The organism is Leucobacter coleopterorum, assembly GCF_011382985.1.
In the GTDB taxonomy this organism is placed as follows: Bacteria; Actinomycetota; Actinomycetes; order Actinomycetales; family Microbacteriaceae; genus Leucobacter; species Leucobacter coleopterorum.
Map to the genome: position 1 here is coordinate 1,837,886 of NZ_CP049933.1, position 20,014 is coordinate 1,857,899.

Annotated in this window: 15 protein-coding genes; 6 read left to right on the plus strand and 9 right to left on the minus strand. The window is 56.1% G+C overall.

Annotated features, from left to right (window positions below; all coding sequences use genetic code 11):
• Positions 1-48: 48 nt before the first annotated feature.
• From G7066_RS08675 to G7066_RS08705, 7 genes are all read right to left on the minus strand, one after another.
• Positions 49-2,292 carry a DEAD/DEAH box helicase gene (locus G7066_RS08675; protein WP_166330478.1) on the minus strand — a complete coding sequence of 748 codons (2,244 nt, stop codon included), beginning with the start codon at positions 2,290-2,292 and terminating at the stop codon, positions 49-51.
• Positions 2,289-3,281: a HamA C-terminal domain-containing protein gene (locus tag G7066_RS08680; RefSeq protein WP_166330480.1), complete on the minus strand. Its 993-nt coding sequence runs from the start codon at positions 3,279-3,281 to the stop codon at positions 2,289-2,291. The genes G7066_RS08675 and G7066_RS08680 overlap by 4 nt, the downstream gene beginning before the upstream one ends.
• Before the next feature lie 745 nt (positions 3,282-4,026).
• Positions 4,027-5,643 (minus strand): recombinase family protein, encoded by a 1,617-nt coding sequence (locus G7066_RS08685; protein ID WP_205881406.1) that lies wholly within the window; start codon positions 5,641-5,643, stop codon positions 4,027-4,029.
• A gap of 272 nt (positions 5,644-5,915) precedes the next feature.
• A protein-coding gene (locus G7066_RS08690) for an IS3 family transposase (protein WP_166330482.1) occupies positions 5,916-7,090 on the minus strand; the annotation gives its coding sequence in 2 pieces (ribosomal slippage) (positions 5,916-6,811 and positions 6,811-7,090; 1,176 coding nt in all).
• A 135-nt stretch (positions 7,091-7,225) separates the two neighbouring features.
• A complete protein-coding gene (locus tag G7066_RS08695; protein WP_166330484.1) occupies positions 7,226-7,732 on the minus strand; it encodes a hypothetical protein in 507 nt (168 codons plus the stop codon).
• An 11-nt stretch (positions 7,733-7,743) separates the two neighbouring features.
• Positions 7,744-8,772 carry a hypothetical protein gene (locus G7066_RS08700; protein WP_166330486.1) on the minus strand — a complete coding sequence of 343 codons (1,029 nt, stop codon included), beginning with the start codon at positions 8,770-8,772 and terminating at the stop codon, positions 7,744-7,746.
• A gap of 208 nt (positions 8,773-8,980) precedes the next feature.
• Complete coding sequence (locus G7066_RS08705) at positions 8,981-9,625, minus strand: hypothetical protein (RefSeq protein WP_166330488.1); 645 nt, start codon at positions 9,623-9,625, stop codon at positions 8,981-8,983.
• Positions 9,626-9,907: 282 nt separating this feature from the next.
• Here G7066_RS08705 and G7066_RS08710 point away from each other — a divergent pair, with 282 nt between their 5' ends.
• From G7066_RS08710 to G7066_RS08730, 5 genes are all read left to right on the plus strand, one after another.
• Positions 9,908-10,816, plus strand: a complete 909-nt coding sequence (locus G7066_RS08710) for a hypothetical protein (protein ID WP_166330490.1) — start codon at positions 9,908-9,910, stop codon at positions 10,814-10,816.
• 705 nt (positions 10,817-11,521) lie between these two features.
• Positions 11,522-11,869, plus strand: coding sequence for a DUF6907 domain-containing protein (locus G7066_RS08715; protein WP_166330492.1), 348 nt, complete (start codon positions 11,522-11,524; stop codon positions 11,867-11,869).
• Positions 11,870-12,101: 232 nt separating this feature from the next.
• Complete coding sequence (locus tag G7066_RS08720; protein ID WP_166330494.1) at positions 12,102-12,434, plus strand: hypothetical protein; 333 nt, start codon at positions 12,102-12,104, stop codon at positions 12,432-12,434.
• A 56-nt stretch (positions 12,435-12,490) separates the two neighbouring features.
• The gene (locus G7066_RS08725; protein WP_166330496.1) at positions 12,491-13,477 is read left to right on the plus strand and encodes a DNA-processing protein DprA; all 987 of its coding nucleotides are present in this window, start codon (positions 12,491-12,493) and stop codon (positions 13,475-13,477) included.
• Positions 13,478-13,549: 72 nt separating this feature from the next.
• Complete coding sequence (locus G7066_RS08730; RefSeq protein WP_166330498.1) at positions 13,550-14,284, plus strand: DUF6349 family protein; 735 nt, start codon at positions 13,550-13,552, stop codon at positions 14,282-14,284.
• 25 nt (positions 14,285-14,309) lie between these two features.
• On the opposite strand, the gene mobF is transcribed toward G7066_RS08730, so the two are convergent.
• Positions 14,310-17,873: a MobF family relaxase gene (gene mobF, locus G7066_RS08735; protein WP_425280767.1), complete on the minus strand. Its 3,564-nt coding sequence runs from the start codon at positions 17,871-17,873 to the stop codon at positions 14,310-14,312.
• A 200-nt stretch (positions 17,874-18,073) separates the two neighbouring features.
• Between mobF and G7066_RS08740 the strand changes: the two genes are divergently transcribed.
• Positions 18,074-18,724, plus strand: coding sequence for a hypothetical protein (locus G7066_RS08740; protein WP_166330500.1), 651 nt, complete (start codon positions 18,074-18,076; stop codon positions 18,722-18,724).
• A gap of 687 nt (positions 18,725-19,411) precedes the next feature.
• On the opposite strand, the gene G7066_RS08745 is transcribed toward G7066_RS08740, so the two are convergent.
• Positions 19,412-19,726 (minus strand): metal-sensitive transcriptional regulator, encoded by a 315-nt coding sequence (locus tag G7066_RS08745; protein WP_166330502.1) that lies wholly within the window; start codon positions 19,724-19,726, stop codon positions 19,412-19,414.
• Positions 19,727-20,014: the final 288 nt, after the last annotated feature.

The window sequence follows — 20,014 nt, forward strand, 5'->3', positions numbered from 1 at the left end:
TGATGATGTTGATGTGCTTCGCACTGCTTGGATCAAAAGGCTCTTCGATTAGGTACTTTGACTTTTTGAAGTCTCGATACTTAATCGTGCCTTCCTTGGTGTAATAGGCGATTGTGCGCTTGATGACGAGAACGAGAGGGTCCCCTTAACCCAGTAGGACATCAGTGTCGCCCAGTAACGAATACGCCCCGAGTAGCCTTCGTCATTCGAAGGAACGAGTGGTTCTTTGCCACCTGACTCTGTAACAATCCAGTTATACAGCACACCTAACTGAGTGAGCACTTGCTTGAAGAGATCATAGTTAAGTTCTTCGGTGCCATTAGGGATCAACGGCCCGTTAACTCCTAAGACAAGACCGTCCCATACAGCGTTCTGGTACTTTGGCAGGATTCCAGGCGAGCGGCGCAGAATCTCAGTCGAACCCGTGAACTCAGCTACCGCCTTATCCAGGATCTTCGATCCCTCGGGAACTTTCTCTACGAATAGGGTCCGCAATGGTGTTTGCTGTTTTCCGAGGCGGTGCAGAAGCAGGATCGAGGAGTATTGCTCCACCGCACGCCTGGCGTCATTCGAGGTTTTTTTCGCAAGAGGTTTACCTTGAAGGACTTTACCAATGTCAGTGAACTCTTTTGTTTTTCTGCCTGGGTTGACGAGGAAACTTTCTGCTGCGATCGGTGTTCCTCGAGGTATCAGGTCCCGTGTCGTCTGACTCCAAGAGCCTGATTCGTGGCGGACACAGATCACATTTCCCGAGAAGTCATAGGTAAGTCGGCCTGCTCGTCCAGCAAGGTTCTCAAAATCAATCTTGCCAAAGCCAGATGGGCCATGAGTGTCGTTCAATACAAAAATGTTCTTCGCAGGAAGATTTACCCCTTCTAGCAAAGTTGAAGTGCAAACGACGTATTTCAGCTTTGAATTAGGCTCGGAGAAAAGTGCCTCGACCTTCTCACGTACTTCCTGAGGCATCTTTCCATGGTGAAAGGCAACTCCGTGTTTGAGCGTCGTCACTAGGTAGTAGTCCTTGTGAATGTGTTCCTTGACAAACTTAATCAGCTTGTCAATCTCCTCGTCATGGACCTTAGGTAGCGTCGCAGAGAGTCCCATAGCAAAATCGGCAGACTTAGCCGAGCTATTGATATAGATGATGGACTTACGAGTTCCACTAAGCGAAGTCACGAGGTCGATTGGTGTCCTCACTAGAGGGGGCTGATCTATCTCGATTTGCTCCGACGCCGAGCCAGATAAGTAATACTGCTTACGGTCGATAAGATCAACAAAATATCGTTGCTGCGCGACAGTTCGCTCCTGAACCGCCAAGGCTCCTTCGGTGGCCTTCTGGAATAGCTCCAGGAAGAGTTCCGGGTTTTGAATGCTTGGTGATGCGAAGATCAGCTTCGTTGCGAACCTGCGAGTGACTTCGAGTATCGCGTGGTAGTAAATCGAAGAACGTGCATCCTTTTTCGAAATTACTTTTTGAGCTTCGTCAACGATCAAGTAGTCAATGTCTCGTTTCGGTGCGGCCAAGTATCGAAGTAGCCGCTCCGGGGTGAATACGAATATTGTTCGTGGGTATGTACGTCGAAGAAATAAAGGGAGGGAAGGGAAGGTCGCCACATTTACTTCAGGAACGTCCTTAAGTAGAACCCTAATGTCAGCTGCCGTTTGTCCTATGAGCGCTTTGGTGGGTACGAGCACAACGACGCAATGCTGATCGAGGTCAGGTTGTTGAACGATGTCGTAGATGACGTCCTTCAGGATAAATGATTTGCCAAGTGAAGTTGGCCCCGAGAAGCTGAAGTAGTCTTCGCCTTTCATTCTTTCGGTGATCTGGTATTGCGTATCGGTAAGTGTTTGATTGCCATGCTTCGTCGCCTGCACTATCTCTTTGGCAGCTCGAAGAATGCCTCGGGACTCAGGTAGCGTGAACTCAACTTCCGAACCATTCGTAAGAGTCCGTAATCCAGGAAAGTTGCCTAGTTCGACCAATACTGCAGTGGCCACAGCGGTAAGACGTTTTGCAGAGCTGCTAGATAGGTCGCCTAAATCCTGGCACTCTCGCAGTAATGCAATCAGTGTGTACGACGATTCACGATATTGCTCACTCGTCGAATGCGACAATATATCGGCATAACGAAGAAGTCGATCAACCAACTCTTCCCTCAACGATACAGATGCTGCCCCGGTTAGGAACGCGTGCGAAACGTGAGTTTCAAGGGCTGCAATATCTTGTTTATAGCTGTCACTTACGACGATCATGTCGCCAAGTACGTCGGCTGCAATCCGTCCAGTCATTTTTTCAACACCCTGTAATTCCCAAGCTGAGCAGCAAGATCAAAACGCACTTTCTCAATTCCCGAAGCATCGTCACCAGTTCCACGCTTAGCGAACGGGACGGCGTAGATATGGATCGGATAGATGCCGAGCCCTCGATTCGATATCTCGCTCCGAATAAGGTCATGCTCGGCTTCGAGAGCCTCAGTCGCACGTTGTATTAGCTCAGCCTCAATGTCATCTAGCTGCATTTCCTCCACTTTGAGGTCAGTGACATCTATTTCGTACCCCACGAAGATGCCAAAGGCGTTGTGCTTTTTGATGCCATTCGCTCCTCCAGAGGAGGGCAGCAGAATTGCTGCCAATGCCTCAAGTCTGGTCTCATTGAGCTGTTCCTTGAGCAGTTCCGACTGCACCAGCCAGGTATCAAAGTCGAAGCCCTCACTGTGCACGTCACCGATCGACTCAAAAGCTGCCTTAATGCCGCGCTTCACGCTCGAGCCAGTTGTACCGGCGTCTCCATACATCTTCGATTCGCCAAAGATCAACTGGTAATTATTATCGTCAACACGCAATAAATGCACACCATCAGAACCGTGAACATAATGTTGGCTGCTCGTTTTGAGTTCCATTTTCGAGAGCACTTTGGGAGCGCCAAGGGATCCTTCGAGTAAGGAATAAAGGATGACCTCACCGCCTTCGCCAGAGTTCTTCTCTGGCTTACGAAACTGCGATTGCACTTTGCTTGCAACCTCCATCATCAGGCTGGGATCGTCAAGAACCTTTTGGTAGTTGAGGCGCGATAATACGTACGCAACGCTATTGCCTTTAAGCTCTCGATATAGGCCGGGAAGGTCAAAGTCACCGTTCTGCACTTGGAGGATATGTAGATGCAGATTGGTCTTCGCCTGAAGAGCAGCACTCAAAGGCTCACAGAAAAGAGCGTTGAATCTGCCAAGATTTGCTTCAAGTAGTGAAGGCGTCAGCAGTGGCTCTGGAGATTCAGTCATTTCTGCCAACCTCCACCACGTGAACGACATCCAGCAATTAGCTTCGTGTTTGTGGATACGACATACTTCCGTGCAGTAGCTTTTTGGTAATCACGTAGCTTCTCGACACCTCCCCAAAACGTCGACTCAATCCGTTTCATTGGCTTCAGCTTCATTGCGGGTTTTGCCATGGGGTCTCCATCTACACCATGAGGCGTATTGCTTTACGTTTAACCTTGTACCCACTGTAGCGGTGCTACTGATACAAGGCAGTCAATTTGATGCTGGGAGCAAAACAGAACACTTCGACCAAACACAACGATCTTGATCTGATTGCCTCATGTCGTCGCAGCCACTTCAGAACAGGGCCGATCAGCGTGCAAGTTCTGACCTAGTACGGTCAGATTAAACTATGAACACGATCCCACCGTTGACGTCGTCCGCCATAGAGCAGCTGCGGACCCTCATCGAATCCGCCACCGCCGTCAAAGCACCCACCAGGGAGTGGGATATATCGCTCGCGTGTGGTCACGCGATCCTCTACCAACAACATGCAAGCCTCCACGCCCCCGACTCTCCGACATGGCGTTGCAACGACTGCGGAGTCCGCCGCAGAGTGATCGGTTCGGCTCCTGTAGACGATGCTCGAAAGCAGGCTTGGCACTTCCGGGAGACTCAGGTGGAGTTTCGGCGTGCGCTCAACGAGGTAACGAGATTGAGACGTCAACTTGCCCGCGCGGAGCGACGCGCTGCCGCCGCGCGGAGATCACTCTATGGCGTGCAGGACGATATCGAGCCGTTCGGCAGGGCCTCGGCGGCCCGGAGCGAGATCGATTTGATGGATGAGCTGACGCAGCAGAGTCCGGCGTGACTCGCTGTTGAGCGTCGGCCACGCCGCGACGAGTTGCTCATGAGTGAGCAGTTCAGGGCACTCAGCCGTGAGTGCGGCACGTTCATCGTTCAGTTTCGCGACACTGTTCTGCACACGGGTCATCATCGCGGTGACGATCTGGTGAAACTCGCTACCGACGGTCAGCGGAGACGCATTGCTGCGGAGGGATTCGAGTTCTTCACGTGCTACCGCCAGCTCTGCGTCGACGCGAGTAACCGCCGCGACGTTCGCGCTCGCTACCTTTCTGTTGTGGGCGTTGAGACGGTCGCTGGAGAAGAACTCGAACAGCCAGTCGATAACATACTGCTCCGCGACAGGGGCGGTGATCGACGCGCCACCGGTGCAGGTGCCAACCCCGTAGCGGCGATTCGCTTTGCAGCGGTACACATACCGGACCGCCCGGTGTCCGCCTGCGTCAGGTTTCTGCGGCTGAACGACACCGGACAGTGGCCTTCCGCAGGGGCACCGCAGCAACCCTGTGAGCAGCCACGCACGGGCACCCCACCCATTCCTCTGGCCTGTACTGCGTGACCGGAGCGCTGATTGAACGCGATGCCATGTGTCTAGGTCACAGACGGGTTCCTGGCTGATAACTGGCTCCCCGTTAGGGGTTCGGGCGATGTAGTCGAGCGAATCGACATGCACGCCCCTTTGATGCGGCGGCAACTGGTACTGTCGGTAGCCGACCATCCGGGGAGAGATCAATGCAGCGCGGACCTTGTGCTCGCTCACAAGCCCGCCGTCAAGACCAGTGATCCCGAACTTTGCCTGCCAGTGCACAGCAACCTCACGGAGGCCTGCGCCGGCGAGCACGAGGGCGACAGCGTCTTTCAACGCCTGGTGCTCGACCGGATGTGGCTCCAACCGACGCCCGGTGCGCCCAGCACTATCGCTGACGCGGGGTCCAGGGTGCCAGCCGAAGGGGCGGCGTCCACCGTTGATGAACCCGGCCTGCGCAGCGTGGCGTTTCGCGGCACGCTGCCGCTCACTCATCGTGTCGGTCTCCGCCTCCGCTAACAATGCTTTCACCCCGGTGGAGAGTTTCGCCGCGGCGGTGACGCTGTTCAGTTCCTCGGTGGAGTCCTGATGCGACAACAACGTCACACCCTGCTGCTGGCACGAGGTCACCCATTCCAGGCAGCGCGACGCGATCCGCAAAGTCCGGTCGAGTTTCCAGAATGCCACCGCACGCACCCTCCCCGACGCGATTCCCGCATTCAGCGCACGCCACCCCGCACGCTCCCTACGGGCATACGCGCTGGCGGAATCACGGTCCACGTATTCACCCATCACCGTCCACCCGCCCTCCGTCGCGAGCTTGCGCATCAGGTCAAGGCGTTGCCGCTCGATCGCATCCCGACCATCACCGTGCGCACGAGAGAGCCGCAGATACAAAAACACCGGCCGAGTACCGGGCAACGGCGCTTCGGGACCCGTCCACCGAAACGGCGGCAACGTCACCGGCACCTGCGAAAGGACAACTGCTGTCATGGTTGCCTAGGTCGGGAACGGTGGCTCGTCACCCCACGCACCCGTCCCTCCACGATTCGCCCTCCCGAAACCAGCACTTGCCCGCGGCGCGAACGGACTACCAACCGAGCCAGAGTGTGAGCTACGGTAGATCACCCGGTCACCAACAACGGTTCCCACGTACCGGCCCGTGGAGTCAAAGACCTTTTCGCGACGGATGCGACCGACGTGGGTGCCAGAGGAGGTGAACAAGTCACCGGGGTCTGCTGAAGCTTTGATTGACTCGGGTTTCTTTACGCCGCGAGTGCGACGCTGCCTATATTAACAACCTCAAACTCGACCGGGGTCAACTTCCCTAACCCACGCTGGCGACGCTTGCGATGATACTTCCCCTCAATCCACGCCACGATCGCGAGACGGAGCTCGAGTCGTGTTTCCCACACTTTCCGGTCGAGCACGTTTTTCTGCAGCAACGAGAAAAAACTCTCCATCGCCGCGTTGTCTCCGGCCGCCCCTACACGCCCCATCGACCCCTGCAGCTGATGATTGGTGAGCGCGTGTTGGAAGCTCTGCGAACGAAATTGACCGCCCCTGTCCGAATGCACAATCGTCCCCTGGGGATACCCGCGCTGCTCGACCGCATTCTCTAACGCTGTCACGGCAAGGGTCGCCCGCATTCGGTCACCGATCGAGTAGCCCACGATCCGGTTCGACCACACGTCTTTCACCGCGCAGAGATAGAGTCGACCTTCCTTCGTCCAGTGCTCCGTAATGTCCGTAAGCCATAACAGGTTGGGCTGTTCGGCTGTGAACTCACGCTCGACCAGATCATCGCCCACCGGCGCGCCAGCTTGGGCGTTACGGCGCTTACGTTTCGTGATTACCGACCGGATTCCTGCGACATGACACAGCCGCCACACGCGCCGTTCTGACAATTCATAGCCACGATCCTGGAGCTCGTCAGCGAGGAAACGGTACCCGTACTCGGGGTCCTCCGCATGAATCTCGCGCAACACCTCGATGAGATGCGCCTCTTCGAGCTCACGGTTCGACTGGGGCCGTTTCACCCATTGGTAGTACGCCTGCTTCGTAAACCCCAGCACCCTACACGCCACCGCAACAGGCACCCTCACCGGGGTGCCTGCCGCAGCCATTTCACGGACGAGCGGGAACACTATTTTGGGGGCGTGATGTGAATCTGCGACAGATACGCGGCCGCCCGACGCAGCACCTCGTTCTCTTGTTCGAGGAGGCGGTTACGTTTGATGAGTTCTCGAATCTGGGCGTCTTCTTCTCGTGTCACTTCGGTTGCGAGGGGCAGGCCGCGCTCGGTCCGGTCTGCGTCGGTCACCCATTTCGAGAGCGCTGATTTCGAGATGCCGAGGTCTTTGCAGATCTGCGACTGGGTAGCGCCTTGCCTGACGAGCGCAACGGCGTCGTTTCTGAACTCTTCCGAGTATTTAGCCATGGTTGATATCCTCCCAGCCAGTCCCTCGGAACTGGCGGACGAGAGTCAACCAAAGCTTCAGCAGACCCGGGGCTCGTTCTCGTGAGTCAGCAACTCAACCGCGGCGCGACCCGTCGAGGTCTGGATCGACCTTGTTCATTTGCAGGTAGGCACTGTAGAGGGCGGAAACCGCAGACACGAAGAGCACCAGCGAGAGCGATGAGCCAGCCCAGGTCGCCGCCGCGAACCCTCCCCTACTTCGCCTTCAGCGTTCACGGCGACGCTCGTTCCAACGACAAGCACCGCCGCCGTAGCCGCGCTGACTAGGGTCGCACCCAAAAGACGAGTCACAGCAATGTCGATGAGATCCCGCTCAGGCCGCTCAGCAGCGCCCTGTTCCGCATGTCGGTCATTGAGCGTCTGACGGACTGTTGACAGATGGGTGAACGCAGCAAGGAATCCACCCGCGAAGATCGATATCCCAGCAATGAGGCCGTCAGACGACACGATCATCCAGTCGAATCGCAAGCTACAGAAGACGAGCACCGCGAGCCCCAGCCCGAGGGTAATGGTCTTTGCCCAGAACCAAAATGACGAGCGCGACCGAAAGCGGGCTACCTTGAACTGGCCGCGGATAAGCGCTGTGAGACTGATAAGACCCATACGAAATCGCCCTAGAGATTCAACGGGATCCTCAAGCTCGCCTCAAGCTTGCGTATCCTGGATTCGGCTTCTGATCGGAGTTTCGTGTCCGTCGGACGTTCGCCGATTGACACAGGGTAGATGAAGACGTCACCGACGTTGTTCGGACGGATGGTCTGCTGCCTTCCCTGAGCGTCTTCGTACGAAAGGCTACCGTCATCGAACAGAGAGGGTTCGATTTCGAAACCTACAAGACTCGCCAGCTGCTCCACGGGACTGCCGGACGGAGCGGCGTCATAGTTGTCGGGGACATTGAGCTTAGCCCACCCAAGAACCATCGCTTTCACGGAACTCAGCTTCCCCGCCGGAAGACCGTTCCGGCGAAGGATCACTTTGTCAGAGCTCCTAGGCTTTCCTTTGGCCGCATTGTGGCGTTCCAACTGGAACGCCACACCATTGCCCTGCGTCAACACCTCCCCAAGGCGCTCAGCATCGCCAACAGGGTTGCACACAAGTCGCCACCAAGAGCCGTTATCATCGTGCCCGTTCTTGAAGGCGTTCTCGTAGGAGACCACGCCGAGCAGCTTGGTCAGCTGGTAGCCAGCCGACATCCGCGATCGCACTTCGGAAACAAGAACCGCCTCGCTGCCCGTCGTCGGCAAGTATAGCGAGACGAGAAACGGGTTCGTCGAGGCGAGGTCCTCAAGCACAACGTCCTGCTCGACACTCGCTCCAATCGCCAAGTCATGACTGCCTCGCCGACCAATCCGGACGGTGAAATCGATTCGAGACTGTGTGATATCCATGCTTTCAACACGGATCGTCGGACGGGAATCGGCAGGGTCCAGGCGATCCTGCTCAGAACCAAACGGCTCATATTTGAGGTTGCCAATGCGGGTTACACCGACGAGGTGGTCACGCATCGACTCGAGCGAATTGAGGAGGGTCTCACCGTCGTCGCCATTGAGCTTGGCCTGCCTGAAGTCCTGTCCCTGCCTGGTCATACCGTGGCGAAGCGTCACCTTGTCCAGCCTGAATCCGAACATCGTCTTACTTGCCATCCGATTCCTCCAATTCGCCATCGAGCCGCTGGAATAACCCTATCGGCATCCAGCGACTTAATGATGATGCAGGCTTTTCATGAGTGACTAAGCAACCAATGGAAAGTACACCCCGGGTTAAAAGTCCAGTTTACCTCGGACCCGCGCCGAAGACAGCACCCATCAGCTTGACAATCGGTCGCGCGGATAAGACCAAGACGTGCGCGCCTCATCGAGGAGTTCTAGTCACTCTCCCCGCCGCCCGCTCACGAATCATCGCTTGCAGCATCCCGGAGTCAATATCGAGCGGCACCATCGACACACTTGCATCATCGTCACTGGTGACTGTGCCGCCTTCAAACTCTGCGACGACGCGCACTACTCGAAGCTTTCCCAGCAGATAACCTTCGGCAGTCACGAATTCTCGCCCTACATGCTGCTCACCAAGCGACCCCAGTCGGGTAGAGGGAATGTGTCGTGGACGCTTTTTCTCTCGCTGTGCAAGCATCGGTTGACAAGTACCACAAGCTCGATACTCCGAAAGCCGCTCCACTTCCTCACGTCTAAAGAAGCTCGGCATCTTGCCCGGAACCTCATTCATAAAGTGGGGCACGAAGTGCTCTTTCGCGAGTTCAATCTCGATCTCCTCGCGCACCCAACGCCAAGCCGATGCCCGGTCAAGCTGTCGGGCGATTGCAGTGCACGTCACTTCATGCACAATGAGTGTCTTCTCACCATCGTTCACGATGAGGTTGCACCCGTCGGCGATCTTCTCATCAATGTATGTCAGCTCAGCCTGAATCCTCGTAGGTATGGCCGCCAGTTCAGACCGCAGCTCAGCCCGTGCCTCGATATGGGACTCGCTCTTACTCATGTCTTCAGCGTACCGTCGACTCAAGAGCCGAGGAGGCAGCAGGTTTGTCGTGAACAGGAGCGAGGAGAACAACAATTATCCCAAAACGGTATCTCTGCTCTTGGGAGGACAAAGGCCAAACGCAACGATAGCGACGGGCTCAAAACCGTTCCTGCCGTCAAAAGGGACGTTTCCAGTACCGACAACTTGCGTGCACCGATGCGGCGATCTCGGCTCGTACCTACAGAAATAGGACTGCCCAGGGCATGACGCTTTGTCGGTGCCCCTCGTTATGGTAAAAACATGACCGTTAAATACCAGTCGGCCAGGCTCCGCCACATTGATTCGAACGGCATCGAGTCTTGGCAAAGCATCATGCCTCACAAAATTCAGGAACGGCCGGAACGTGGCGACCTCATTTGCATCGGATGCCAAACCTGGATGACCTGGCAGCGGTCCTTCACCAACCAGCACGGTACAGAGGTACCCGCCATCCTGCGGCTATGGAAGGGGCATCAACACGAAGTCGACTGCAAGCTCAACCTCGACACGTTGCAGGCTGACCTCTACAAGGCCCACCCAGAGGTCATCAGCCTTGAAAACAAGGTGCTCTACCTACATCTTCCCAACGAGGAGCAGCAGAAAGCACGCCAACCAGCAACGACGGGTGGGCATCATCGAAACAACGCTGAGCTCTGGACCCAGACCATGCACTCTGCCACAGCAATCGCAAGGTTCCTTCGAAACTTTGACGATCCAGACGACCTATTGAAGCGGCTCATGATCCGATACCGCGATCCAAACAATGACATCAAGACGATGTTCTGGGCCGATTTCTGTTTCCATGCGGACTCGCCACAGGCCGGACAATACCTCCACCGTCTTCGAGGGAAGCACCCACAAACCAAAGCAGCTCCGGTCGCCGTCATCTTTCCCGTCAAGCAAGACCCTAAGCTAAACCACAAAGGCACGCAGAGGTTCTTCCGGATCAAGACAGGTCAGCACGTCCACATTGATAATGAGCAGCAGACCCTTATGCTCAGCCTTGCCGAATATTTGACTGTGACTCGTTCCAGGCTCGAACGCTACAAACCAGGCTCGACTGTCATCGTTCTTGGCCACGGCCACGAATTCGGATGGCCAGCCACCGCAGATCCCATACGCGAGATTCGCATCCAAATCCGAGAGTCTTGGCAGATTGCCGAATTGTGAATGGCGTTGCCGATCAGGCTTCAAGGAAAACTTTGCTTCCCGGGTCAGACCAACGTTATCTACCGAATTCACCGGAGTGCTTGGTTTTCATCGAAATGGCAGCAGCCGACACTTGGTAGCGCTTTGGTTCCCATCAGCAACCAATGGAAAGTACACCCAGATATTGAGTTCAATGATAGCGTCAAAAACAACTTTTGTCGTTAGGTCAGATGGGGTTCTCCCCGGCTCGCCCTGGCACCTCGCAGTCCAGTGGCTCCCTTCAATCTATGTAGCTGACTAAACTTTGAAGGTATGGATTTCGATGAAGATGATTCCTATCGAATCTGCTCGGATTGTGGGAGAGATACCGTGCCTGAACCTTTTGACGCGGACGGTCATATTCGTCTTGCTTTTGTCTGCAAGCAACACGGCATCCACTCCGTTGTCAGCCCATTCGATGATCAACGCCAAAGAGATTCGCTTTAGCTTAAAACAGGAGAATAGTGCGACTTCGAGATAACGGCCATGATCAGCATCGAGTGAAGGAGTCGTCCTCGGGAAGGGTGCATTTCAACCCGCAGTTCTCGGACTTGTTGCAATCCATTAAGACCTACAATGGCATTAGGCGATTTTCTTACTTGCCCCGTCGTGGGCCTGACTGACCGGCATACCACCGTGAAGTCCTTCACTCAACTCACATCGCCGCGAGTGAAAGGACTTCCCAACATGACGAACGCCAATCCATTTTTAGAACTTGGCCCCTGCCCTATCTGGTGCAGCGACGACCACACCGGACAGGAACACCCCGACGACCAAAAACACACACTTGACCTTTCGCCCATCCCCACAGTTATTCGCAATGGACCGGGCCTACGACGCGATGGCTATCCAGCCCGCGCCGCTGACCTGAGCCTAGTTGCGTTTCAGAGGCTTGAAGATCGCGAGATTTGGGTGTCGCTCGTCAGCGACGAGGAAGGGATCACGGTCAGTTTCGAAAGCGCGGTTCGAATCCACACTGAGCTCACACGGCTCCTTGACACCATCACAAAAAGCGCCTACCCACACCGACAATAACGACACAAACAACGAAACCCATCCGAACTGACAAATCTGATCACAGGAAATCTGACTCCCTTCGGCACAATTGGCAGACGCAATTTGGAATTGTCCTTCACCTACTTCTGCATTTACTGCTTACAATAGAGGTAGACGAACTTCTTACTTGCCCCGTCGTGGGCCTGACAGACCGGTGTCCCACCGTGAAGTCCTTAATCAACTCCCATAGTCGCGAGTGAAAGGACTTCCCATGCTGCTCAACATCGTCGCAGCCCTCAGCATCGGCACATTCAACCTGCTCAAGAAATATGCGCCCTCGAACCGCCTACTCCGAGACCTCTGCCAACGGGCTGACCGTTTCTGGAGCCTCCGCGTCTCGCTCTACGCACTCCCCTACTTGTTCGGTGCATGGCTGATCCGAATCGTGATTGAGACCGGCGGGCCGGAGTGGGCGCATATCTTGTTCGCGATCTTGTTTTGGAACACGATGAAGTTTCTCCCCTATTGGCCGGTCGATATGGTGCGTCGGCTGGTGGCCCGCATCCGGCGAGCGGGAGGCAAAACGGCTGGCATCACTCGCTAACCCTGGTTTTGGGTTCGTCTCCGCACCTGTGTTCCACACGCGATTGGAGCAGCCCGATGGAGAACCGCCAATTCTACGAACGCATCACGACGGAGCGTATGGCGCGCGCTGTTATCGCTTCCGTCGTACCACCCGCAGATAACACAACCGGGATTGCGCTGCAGCACGCAGGGAGCGCGCTCAACCTGCTCCAACTCGCAATCAGCAACGACCAGATTCCCCGAGTCAGTCCGCCGGACGCTCATCTGTGGCGTCGCCGCTTCGACATCGCCGACATCACTAGCATCCGTACCAATCTCGAACTGGGGGAAGCCGAAGGGCAGATACTCCTGATTCCAGGAGACCCAGACTGGCCCACTTCGCTCTCTCCCCTCGGATATTCAGCGCCGCTCGCGCTTTGGGCGCAGGGCAACACCTATCTCTTGACCGGACCACCGTCACATCGTGTTGCGTTGGTCGGAGGCTCAGAATGTTCACCCTATGGTTTCGAGGTTGCGTCTGATCTGTCCGAATGGGTGGGGAACAACGGTCGCACCGTGGTGGCGCTTCATGACACCGGCATCGCCCAAGCCTCCACGCTCGGAGGGCTGCGGGGAACAAACGATGTCATCACCGTTCTGCCACACGGGCTAGATCAAGAGAAAGACGGCTTCGACTACCTGCGCAAAAAGGTCGCCCGGCTCGGGCTGCTCGTCACTGACCGCCCACCCGGTGCCGCAGTATCAACACGAAGCAATCGGATTCTTGCAGCACTCGCAGGCGTAACAACGGTCATTGAAGCACAAGCACTATCGGATTCGATACTGATCGCGTCGATGGCCCACGCTTGTGGGCGACGGGTCGGTGCGGTACCGGGCAGAGTCACAGACGCAGCGAGTGCCGGAACCAACGATCTTCTTCGGCACGGCGCTACACACCTGATCTCGAACGGCTCCGACATTATCGACCTCCTCGATACTGCATCTCCTCGGTTAGATCTCCACACGCTCATGCAGGGAGCACCGACCCACACGGCAGCGCGGGCTCCTGGGTTGAGTCGATGAGAGAGCTTGGCAACGATTCCCCAATGCGGTGGGAAGCGCAGTCGCACACCATCAAGCTGGAAACAGCCTGTCATGCCCGATAGTTTCCAACTTGCGTTCGACTTCGATGAGTTCGAACGCGAAGACGCACGCAACAACCTCGCGTCATGGCAGGGCGCACCACTTAGATTCACAACCGACTACTACAGCCCAGACGAGCTGGATACCGCGTTCGCCCATTGGCGCTTTCTCAACGGCGGTTTTGGTTCGATCCCGCTCAGCCATATGTGGCACGAAGCACCAGCTTCCGGAAGCAACATCAGCTTTGGAGAACATTCCATCGTTGTGCTCACTGCGGATCTAAGGCCAGAACCCGGCGTGATTGGTCCCGGGGAACTGCTGTATCAGGCAATCTGTGAACCGTGCGACTGGCACCAAATCAGCCATCCCGAGAACAGCGTCGTGGAAGCGTGGCATGACCACGCGGTACCTGGCTGGAGGGAACTACCTGTCATTCCTGCGCAAATTCGTGTGCGCACGGAAACTGGTCTTACGAAGCTTGCGCAGGCGTGGATCGCTGAGCACTACCCGAAACATATGCAGATAGAGGGCGCTCCGATCATCACCGAGCGCACCCAATTCGGAACCCGCCACGTCCCCGGATACTCACCTTGGAACGGGTACGACCTTTCTTCTACTGCGCTCGATACAACTGTGCCTCCTCGCGCAGAGACAATCGTCACTCTCAATCGCAGGCCTATGCAAAATGAGGCCTTGGAGCTACGTCCGGCAAGTACGCTTCGAACGCCTGATGCGTTAAACAGATAACCAGTTGCATCAGAACGTTTGGTTGTCATCTTGTCGGCCCACGCTGATGACGGCTTGGCGTCGACCTTGTTACCGTAGGCTGCGGTGTCACGGCTTCTGCTGCAATCTGCTTGGCCCTCGCGAGTGCTGCGTGTGCTCGTTGGTAGTCGATCTTTTGCGCGATCTGGTCAGGCTCCGCCCCGAGCGGATCAGGAGTGTCGATGTTGTAGCGATCACGGTACGCAGCGACAGTAACCAGGAGTTCCTGCCAGGCGGAGAGCGTCTCTGCATGTGACGGTGGGGTACCAATAGTTGCCGCCCAGCTTCCCGTTGCAGCCAAAGCAGTCTCAACAAGCACGTTCGCGCGGGCCTCAATGAGGTGCCGCCGTTCCAGCAACGCGGCACGCATCTCAGGATCGGTCACCCCTGTAGCTTCAGGAATCAGCCCAACGATCAACCGAGGCCGAGCAGTCTGTCCTGCACCTCGGCCGGTGACGGCTCGTTCGAGGCGGAAGTGCAGTACTGAGGCGATGTCGTCGGCATCAGAAAGTCCTCGGGCTTGCACTAGTCTCGGCAGGAGCCGGTCGACCAGGTGCCCGTCTGCTTCGGCCCGGCGAAGCTCCGCCGCCAACGCTCCGAAGGTTTCCCCGCCAACTGTGTTGGCAATTTGTTCAGGTGTGAGTCCAGAGGCAGCAAGCAGTTTTGCCCACCGGTCTTGTTGCGCGGCTGCGGCAATCGTCTCGTATTCTGCGACGAGTTGCCAGATCCCACCCCACCGATCCTGCTCAACCGTGATCGACTCGTGAGCGGAACGTTCAGCGCCGATGTGTTGCAGTACACCGTGGAGCACTGTGCGGGCGGTTGCGTCGGAGTTTTCGCCAGGCTGCTCGACCGTGTGTGCTGGGTCGAACTTGTCGGTCGCAACATACGCAATATTCGAGGACCGACCCCGCGTCATTGACACGTACAGCACTTCACGGGTGCTCGTTGCTTCCACCAACGTATGCGCGGTATCAACCGTGACTCCCTGTGCTCGGTGCGCGGTCACCGCATAACCCAGGTCGATGTGCTCGGTGACGTAGGCAGCGGGAAGCAGGATGCCACCGCCACGCCGCATCGCTGCCGGGCGAATGAAAACTGAACCGTCGTCTCGTACCCCGGTGACGAGCCAGCGTTCTCCGTTACGAACCCAACCATGTCGGGAGCGCAGAGTGCGGTCGTTCTTGCGAGTGATGATCGTATCTCCGACTCCCGCCCGGGTACCATCACGCAGTTGCACTTCACGCTCAGCATCCACACGACCAGCGGCGATCAAATCTCGGCGTGCTCGTTCATTCAAATCAGTGACGTTCTCGTTGGTGTCCGCAATCAGGATCGCACTCCGCCCAGCCTGCCGGTCACGCCACCACGCCCGGTAGGCGGTTTCGGCCATCTCGTCGGTGGTACCGCCTCTCACCCGACCTTGCGTCATGTAGGAGTCGATTACGTCGGTACGGCCGTGACGTAGTTCAAGGGATGCCCGCTTCTCCCAATCGTTTACGAACCGCCATACCTCGCTGAGTTCAGGAACCTCAGTCGCGCGGTCATTGACCAGCAGAGAGAAGGCTCCCCCAACATCCACCGATTGCAGCTGGTGGGTGTCGCCGACGAGTAGCAGCTTCGCTCCCGCGAGCTCAGCTTGCCGGGTGATGATGTCAAGTGAGTGCGTACCCGCAAGCGACGCTTCATCGAGAATCACGAGTTGCCCGCGTGTGAAACCGCGCCCGGTACGGTCGAACATTTCTCGCCATTTCGCGGTGTTCTCAGTCTGGATGCCGATTTCTTCGCTCAATACGTTCGCGGCGACCGCCGAGGGTGCGAGGCCGATCACTGATCCTGCACCGTGTTTCCATTCCCATGCAGAACGCAACGCCCCCAGAGCTGTCGTTTTACCGGTGCCGGCCGGCCCCATCAGCACGTCAAGAACCCGGCCAGAGACCGCGATTCGGGCGAGCGCGTCCACTTGGTCAGCGCTGAGCGTTCGCCCGTTCGCATCGGGCAGAGTAGTGAACCCTTCGATAGTGGTGAGGGCGAGCCTGGGGCCTGCCGTATTGTGTGCCCGCGAGAGCAGTCGATCCTCTGCCGCAAGCAATGTTGTTGAGGAGAACAGTGTTCCGTGTTTGGGTCGGAATCTGGTTGAACCGTCGTCGCGTTGAAACTCTGTTGGTGTGGGGGCCAGTTCGGGTGGGGTGAGGCGTAGCGAGTCTCGTTCGGCAGCGTCGGCGATCATGCTGATGACGGTTTCTCGATCTCGTGCGGTCATAAAGCGTAGCGGCATGGTCTGCCTCGCAGCCTCAGCCATAAGGTTCCAGCGCCGCCACGTCGAACGCTTCTCCCCCACCGTCTGCACCACACTCGCGCCGAACTCTGCAACAAGAGTCAACGGAACATCATCCGCCCGCAACAAGCCCCGACGGGCCGCAACATCTGCGTGTTGCCACGCAACTCGTGAAGCCCACGCTGTTGCGTCCTCGCCAAGAATCGTGGTTGCGCGGTCGCGCCATTCACTCGTGAGGTCATCCAGTGAGCGCACTGTCTTCTCGGGCCGGGTGGAGAGTGTGGCGCTCTGCAACATCTTGATCACCTGCGCGGCAGACGGGCGATGCCCGTACCGCTCCACAAACTCCGCAATCAACCGTTCCTTCTCAACCTCGATATGTCGTGCGCGGTTCGAGAACTCCTTAATCAGCGGCTCAGGTACATCACGCAGCGCCCAGGAAGAGTTACGGCCTGCGCCCTGTTCCCGTTCCTCCCACGTCACTCCGAGCAGACGAGTAAGCGTGTCAGCGAAGACGGCCTCGTGGAGTTCACTCATCGCAACAGTTGCCGCGTGTAGGGGTCTGCCGTCGAGAGCGAGCCAGCGCCCATCCTGCGCGTGCTGTACCTTGTTCGAAATGACTACGTGCGTGTGCAAGTACGGGTCGTGTAGGCGACTGTCGTAATGGTCGTACCCAGTTGCGATAAACCCTGTGACATCAAGTTGCAGTGTTGCACCGTCAGGGCCGAGCGCACCGCCTCGTGTTGCCGCAACTTCACGTTCCATAAACTGCAACACATCAGCAACAGCCGCGTGATGCGCCTCCCAGATCAACTGTTGCGTGCCGGCATCCGCAACCGCCCACAACACAGACGCGCTCTTCGGAATCGAAAACGTAAAGTCATACCCGGCAACAGCTTTTCGTTGCTTCTTCCCGGCTTCTTCAGCCTCGATATGTGAGACGGCAGCAGCCCGAGCTGCGGGAGTCAGCGCAGAATCGAGCGAGCTGATTCGTGCGCCAACTCGTTCATCTACAGACTTGAACTGACTGTAGGGTCGCCCGAGCGACTCTCCCGTGAGGGGGTCACGCCCCATGCCGATAAGCAGTTGAAGTTGGGTTTCGGTGACCTGATCGCCTGACACGATTTTGCCCTCGGCAAGACCCTGGAGACCTGAGCCGAGCCACCTGCCGGGCGGGGTCCCTGCTTCGACGTAATAACGTGTGAGCGGGGTCGTCATTGCGCGGTCTCCATCGCTATACACGACAGATTTGAGCAGGTATTTATACCCGTCTCCCGCTGTCATGCGGCGCATCGAAACTGTCACCAGAACCACCTCCCTCAACGGGAAGGTGGCTCATCAATGCCTCAGCGTACGTCACTAGACCGTTTAGCTTGAAAGAGGCATACTGCTGCGGGAATCAGTACCTGATGCTGGCACGCAGGGGTTCAATAACGTCCGGAGCGACTAAAAGACTGTAACGATCAATGAGCGATCGACGATAACCTAAGCTGATGGCAAAGTTGATCGCAGTGACGACTCCAAGGTTTTGGTGGCGGACGACACCCTCACAAGTTCGACACTGGGTCCCCAAAGACCCCGACGTTGAAGATCGCAAACAACGCCATCTAGACCGAGATGATCAGCGTTGGGCCCGGATTGCCTCAGCAGTAGCGCAGGTAGGCGAAAAGCTAGCGACCGGCGATTGGCAAGTCGAATCAGAGCACCCAACCCATGGTTTCGTTGCGCTCGACGAATATCCAGGCGAACTCACGCAAACAGAACAAGACATTGTCTCATCTTGGTTCACCACGGCAGAGGCAGTGCGGTTCGACCCATGGTTTGAGCCGCTGACCAACGGACGCCATCGATTGTGGCAAACAATGCCACACTTCGGCACGGGGTCAATACCAATTCTCGGCGACACACTCGGCTACGCCAACCCCGTAGACACTAAAGCGCTTGGCGATGTATGGCCAAAAATGTACGCGCAAAACCTCGAAGAACTTGACTCTTTAGATTGGTTCGACGCCAAAGACCCGTTGAATATCGCTTTCCGGAACTCTCTGGCCACAGCGACTTCAGGTGAGATTCCCTCAGCTACCACGGCGATTCCTTCCCCAGCCCCAATCCGACGCTTACGCTGGCAATTCTGGACCAGGTAACTAATCCAGTCACTGAGCGGTGCATACGTTCAACAGGCTAGTTTTCAAGTTCAGATTCTACGTTCACTCGCGACACATCAGCCACGTTTGCAAGATATGTGGTACCGAAAGCGAAGTGGCTGAAGCAAAAGAGCCGATAGAAGCTGTTGAAGCCGCAAGACGGCGATAGCTTCAGCGAAGAAATCGCTGACAGATAAAGATGAATAGGGTTTGAAGCCAAAAATTGTGGCCGAAATTGTTGTAATTGCGTCCTGCCGACGCGCACGCCATTGCCCTTTGTAGTCAAGTTGAACGCTACCGGCAGATCAACAACGACGAACTCCTCACGAACAGAACGAAGGTTACAGCCCAAGCGTGGTGAGGCTCAATACTCTTGCGTCTCACCGTGCACCCTATCGAACTGACACACGCAATCTCAGCGCTTGCAGACAATTCAGCCTAAGGTAAAGTTAACACAAGCAAAACAAGTTCACAGCCAAACCCTGATCAAACCTTCAAAAACCCAAGAAACCCATACAACAAACGAGCGGATGATTGGAATCACCGGTTGCCCGAACCGCTTCATCGATTTAAAACGAACAACAGGAACAGCTGGACACCCTCTGCGTTTCCTACTCATCATGGAACGAGGAAATCTATCGAAACTTTAGACAGATAAAACTTTCCGAGTCGCAACGAATCAGGTAGTCAAGAACGAACAAGTCGGTTTATTGCGTCAGTGGCCTCTTTAATCATCGCTGCAGCTGCTGCATTGTCGTCCTGTTTGGCCGCGTCAAGCACGCAGTGCTTGAGGTGATCATCAAGTAGACCTGTCGCTACCCCTTGTAGCGCTTTCGTAATGGCCGAGATCTGCGTCAAAATATCAATGCAGTACTTCTCTTCGTCGATCATTTTGGTGATGCCTCGGGCTTGACCCTCGATACGGGCCATACGCTGGTGATACTTCTCTTTATCTGTTATATATCCGTGGTGATGTGAGGTTTCCTCTTTGGGCACAGCCATATTCGACTCCTTATTGGTATCGTCAATTTCGGTATTGCAGACCGGATAGTTCTACGGCGCACTATTCTCCAATTCTCTCAGACTCCCACACGATTGATGGGAGCAACAGGACATTGGGGTTGGATTCAGTAGATACCCGGACCCGATTGATAAACCGTGCCGACCGAGTTGATGCTGCTCACGCCAACAAGCATTCCGTTTCGTTCATAACGCACAATCATTGAGTCTCTGTCGTCATGTTCAAGGTAGGGGTATTCAGTAAACCCGACACTAAAAATCATATGTCCG

Excerpts from the sequence above, each read along its gene's own strand:
- mobF (WP_425280767.1), bottom strand. The coding sequence starts at position 17,873 with ATGCGCCGCATGACAGCGGGAGACGGGTATAAATACCTGCTCAAATCT.
- G7066_RS08685 (WP_205881406.1), bottom strand. The coding sequence starts at position 5,643 with ATGACAGCAGTTGTCCTTTCGCAGGTGCCGGTGACGTTGCCGCCGTTT.
- G7066_RS08730 (WP_166330498.1), top strand. The coding sequence starts at position 13,550 with ATGCCCGATAGTTTCCAACTTGCGTTCGACTTCGATGAGTTCGAACGC.
- G7066_RS08705 (WP_166330488.1), bottom strand. The coding sequence starts at position 9,625 with ATGAGTAAGAGCGAGTCCCATATCGAGGCACGGGCTGAGCTGCGGTCT.
- G7066_RS08745 (WP_166330502.1), bottom strand. The coding sequence starts at position 19,726 with ATGGCTGTGCCCAAAGAGGAAACCTCACATCACCACGGATATATAACA.
- G7066_RS08740 (WP_166330500.1), top strand. The coding sequence starts at position 18,074 with ATGGCAAAGTTGATCGCAGTGACGACTCCAAGGTTTTGGTGGCGGACG.
- G7066_RS08715 (WP_166330492.1), top strand. The coding sequence starts at position 11,522 with ATGACGAACGCCAATCCATTTTTAGAACTTGGCCCCTGCCCTATCTGG.
- G7066_RS08720 (WP_166330494.1), top strand. The coding sequence starts at position 12,102 with ATGCTGCTCAACATCGTCGCAGCCCTCAGCATCGGCACATTCAACCTG.
- G7066_RS08725 (WP_166330496.1), top strand. The coding sequence starts at position 12,491 with ATGGAGAACCGCCAATTCTACGAACGCATCACGACGGAGCGTATGGCG.
- G7066_RS08700 (WP_166330486.1), bottom strand. The coding sequence starts at position 8,772 with ATGGCAAGTAAGACGATGTTCGGATTCAGGCTGGACAAGGTGACGCTT.
- G7066_RS08695 (WP_166330484.1), bottom strand. The coding sequence starts at position 7,732 with ATGGGTCTTATCAGTCTCACAGCGCTTATCCGCGGCCAGTTCAAGGTA.
- G7066_RS08680 (WP_166330480.1), bottom strand. The coding sequence starts at position 3,281 with ATGACTGAATCTCCAGAGCCACTGCTGACGCCTTCACTACTTGAAGCA.
- G7066_RS08675 (WP_166330478.1), bottom strand. The coding sequence starts at position 2,292 with ATGACTGGACGGATTGCAGCCGACGTACTTGGCGACATGATCGTCGTA.
- G7066_RS08710 (WP_166330490.1), top strand. The coding sequence starts at position 9,908 with ATGACCGTTAAATACCAGTCGGCCAGGCTCCGCCACATTGATTCGAAC.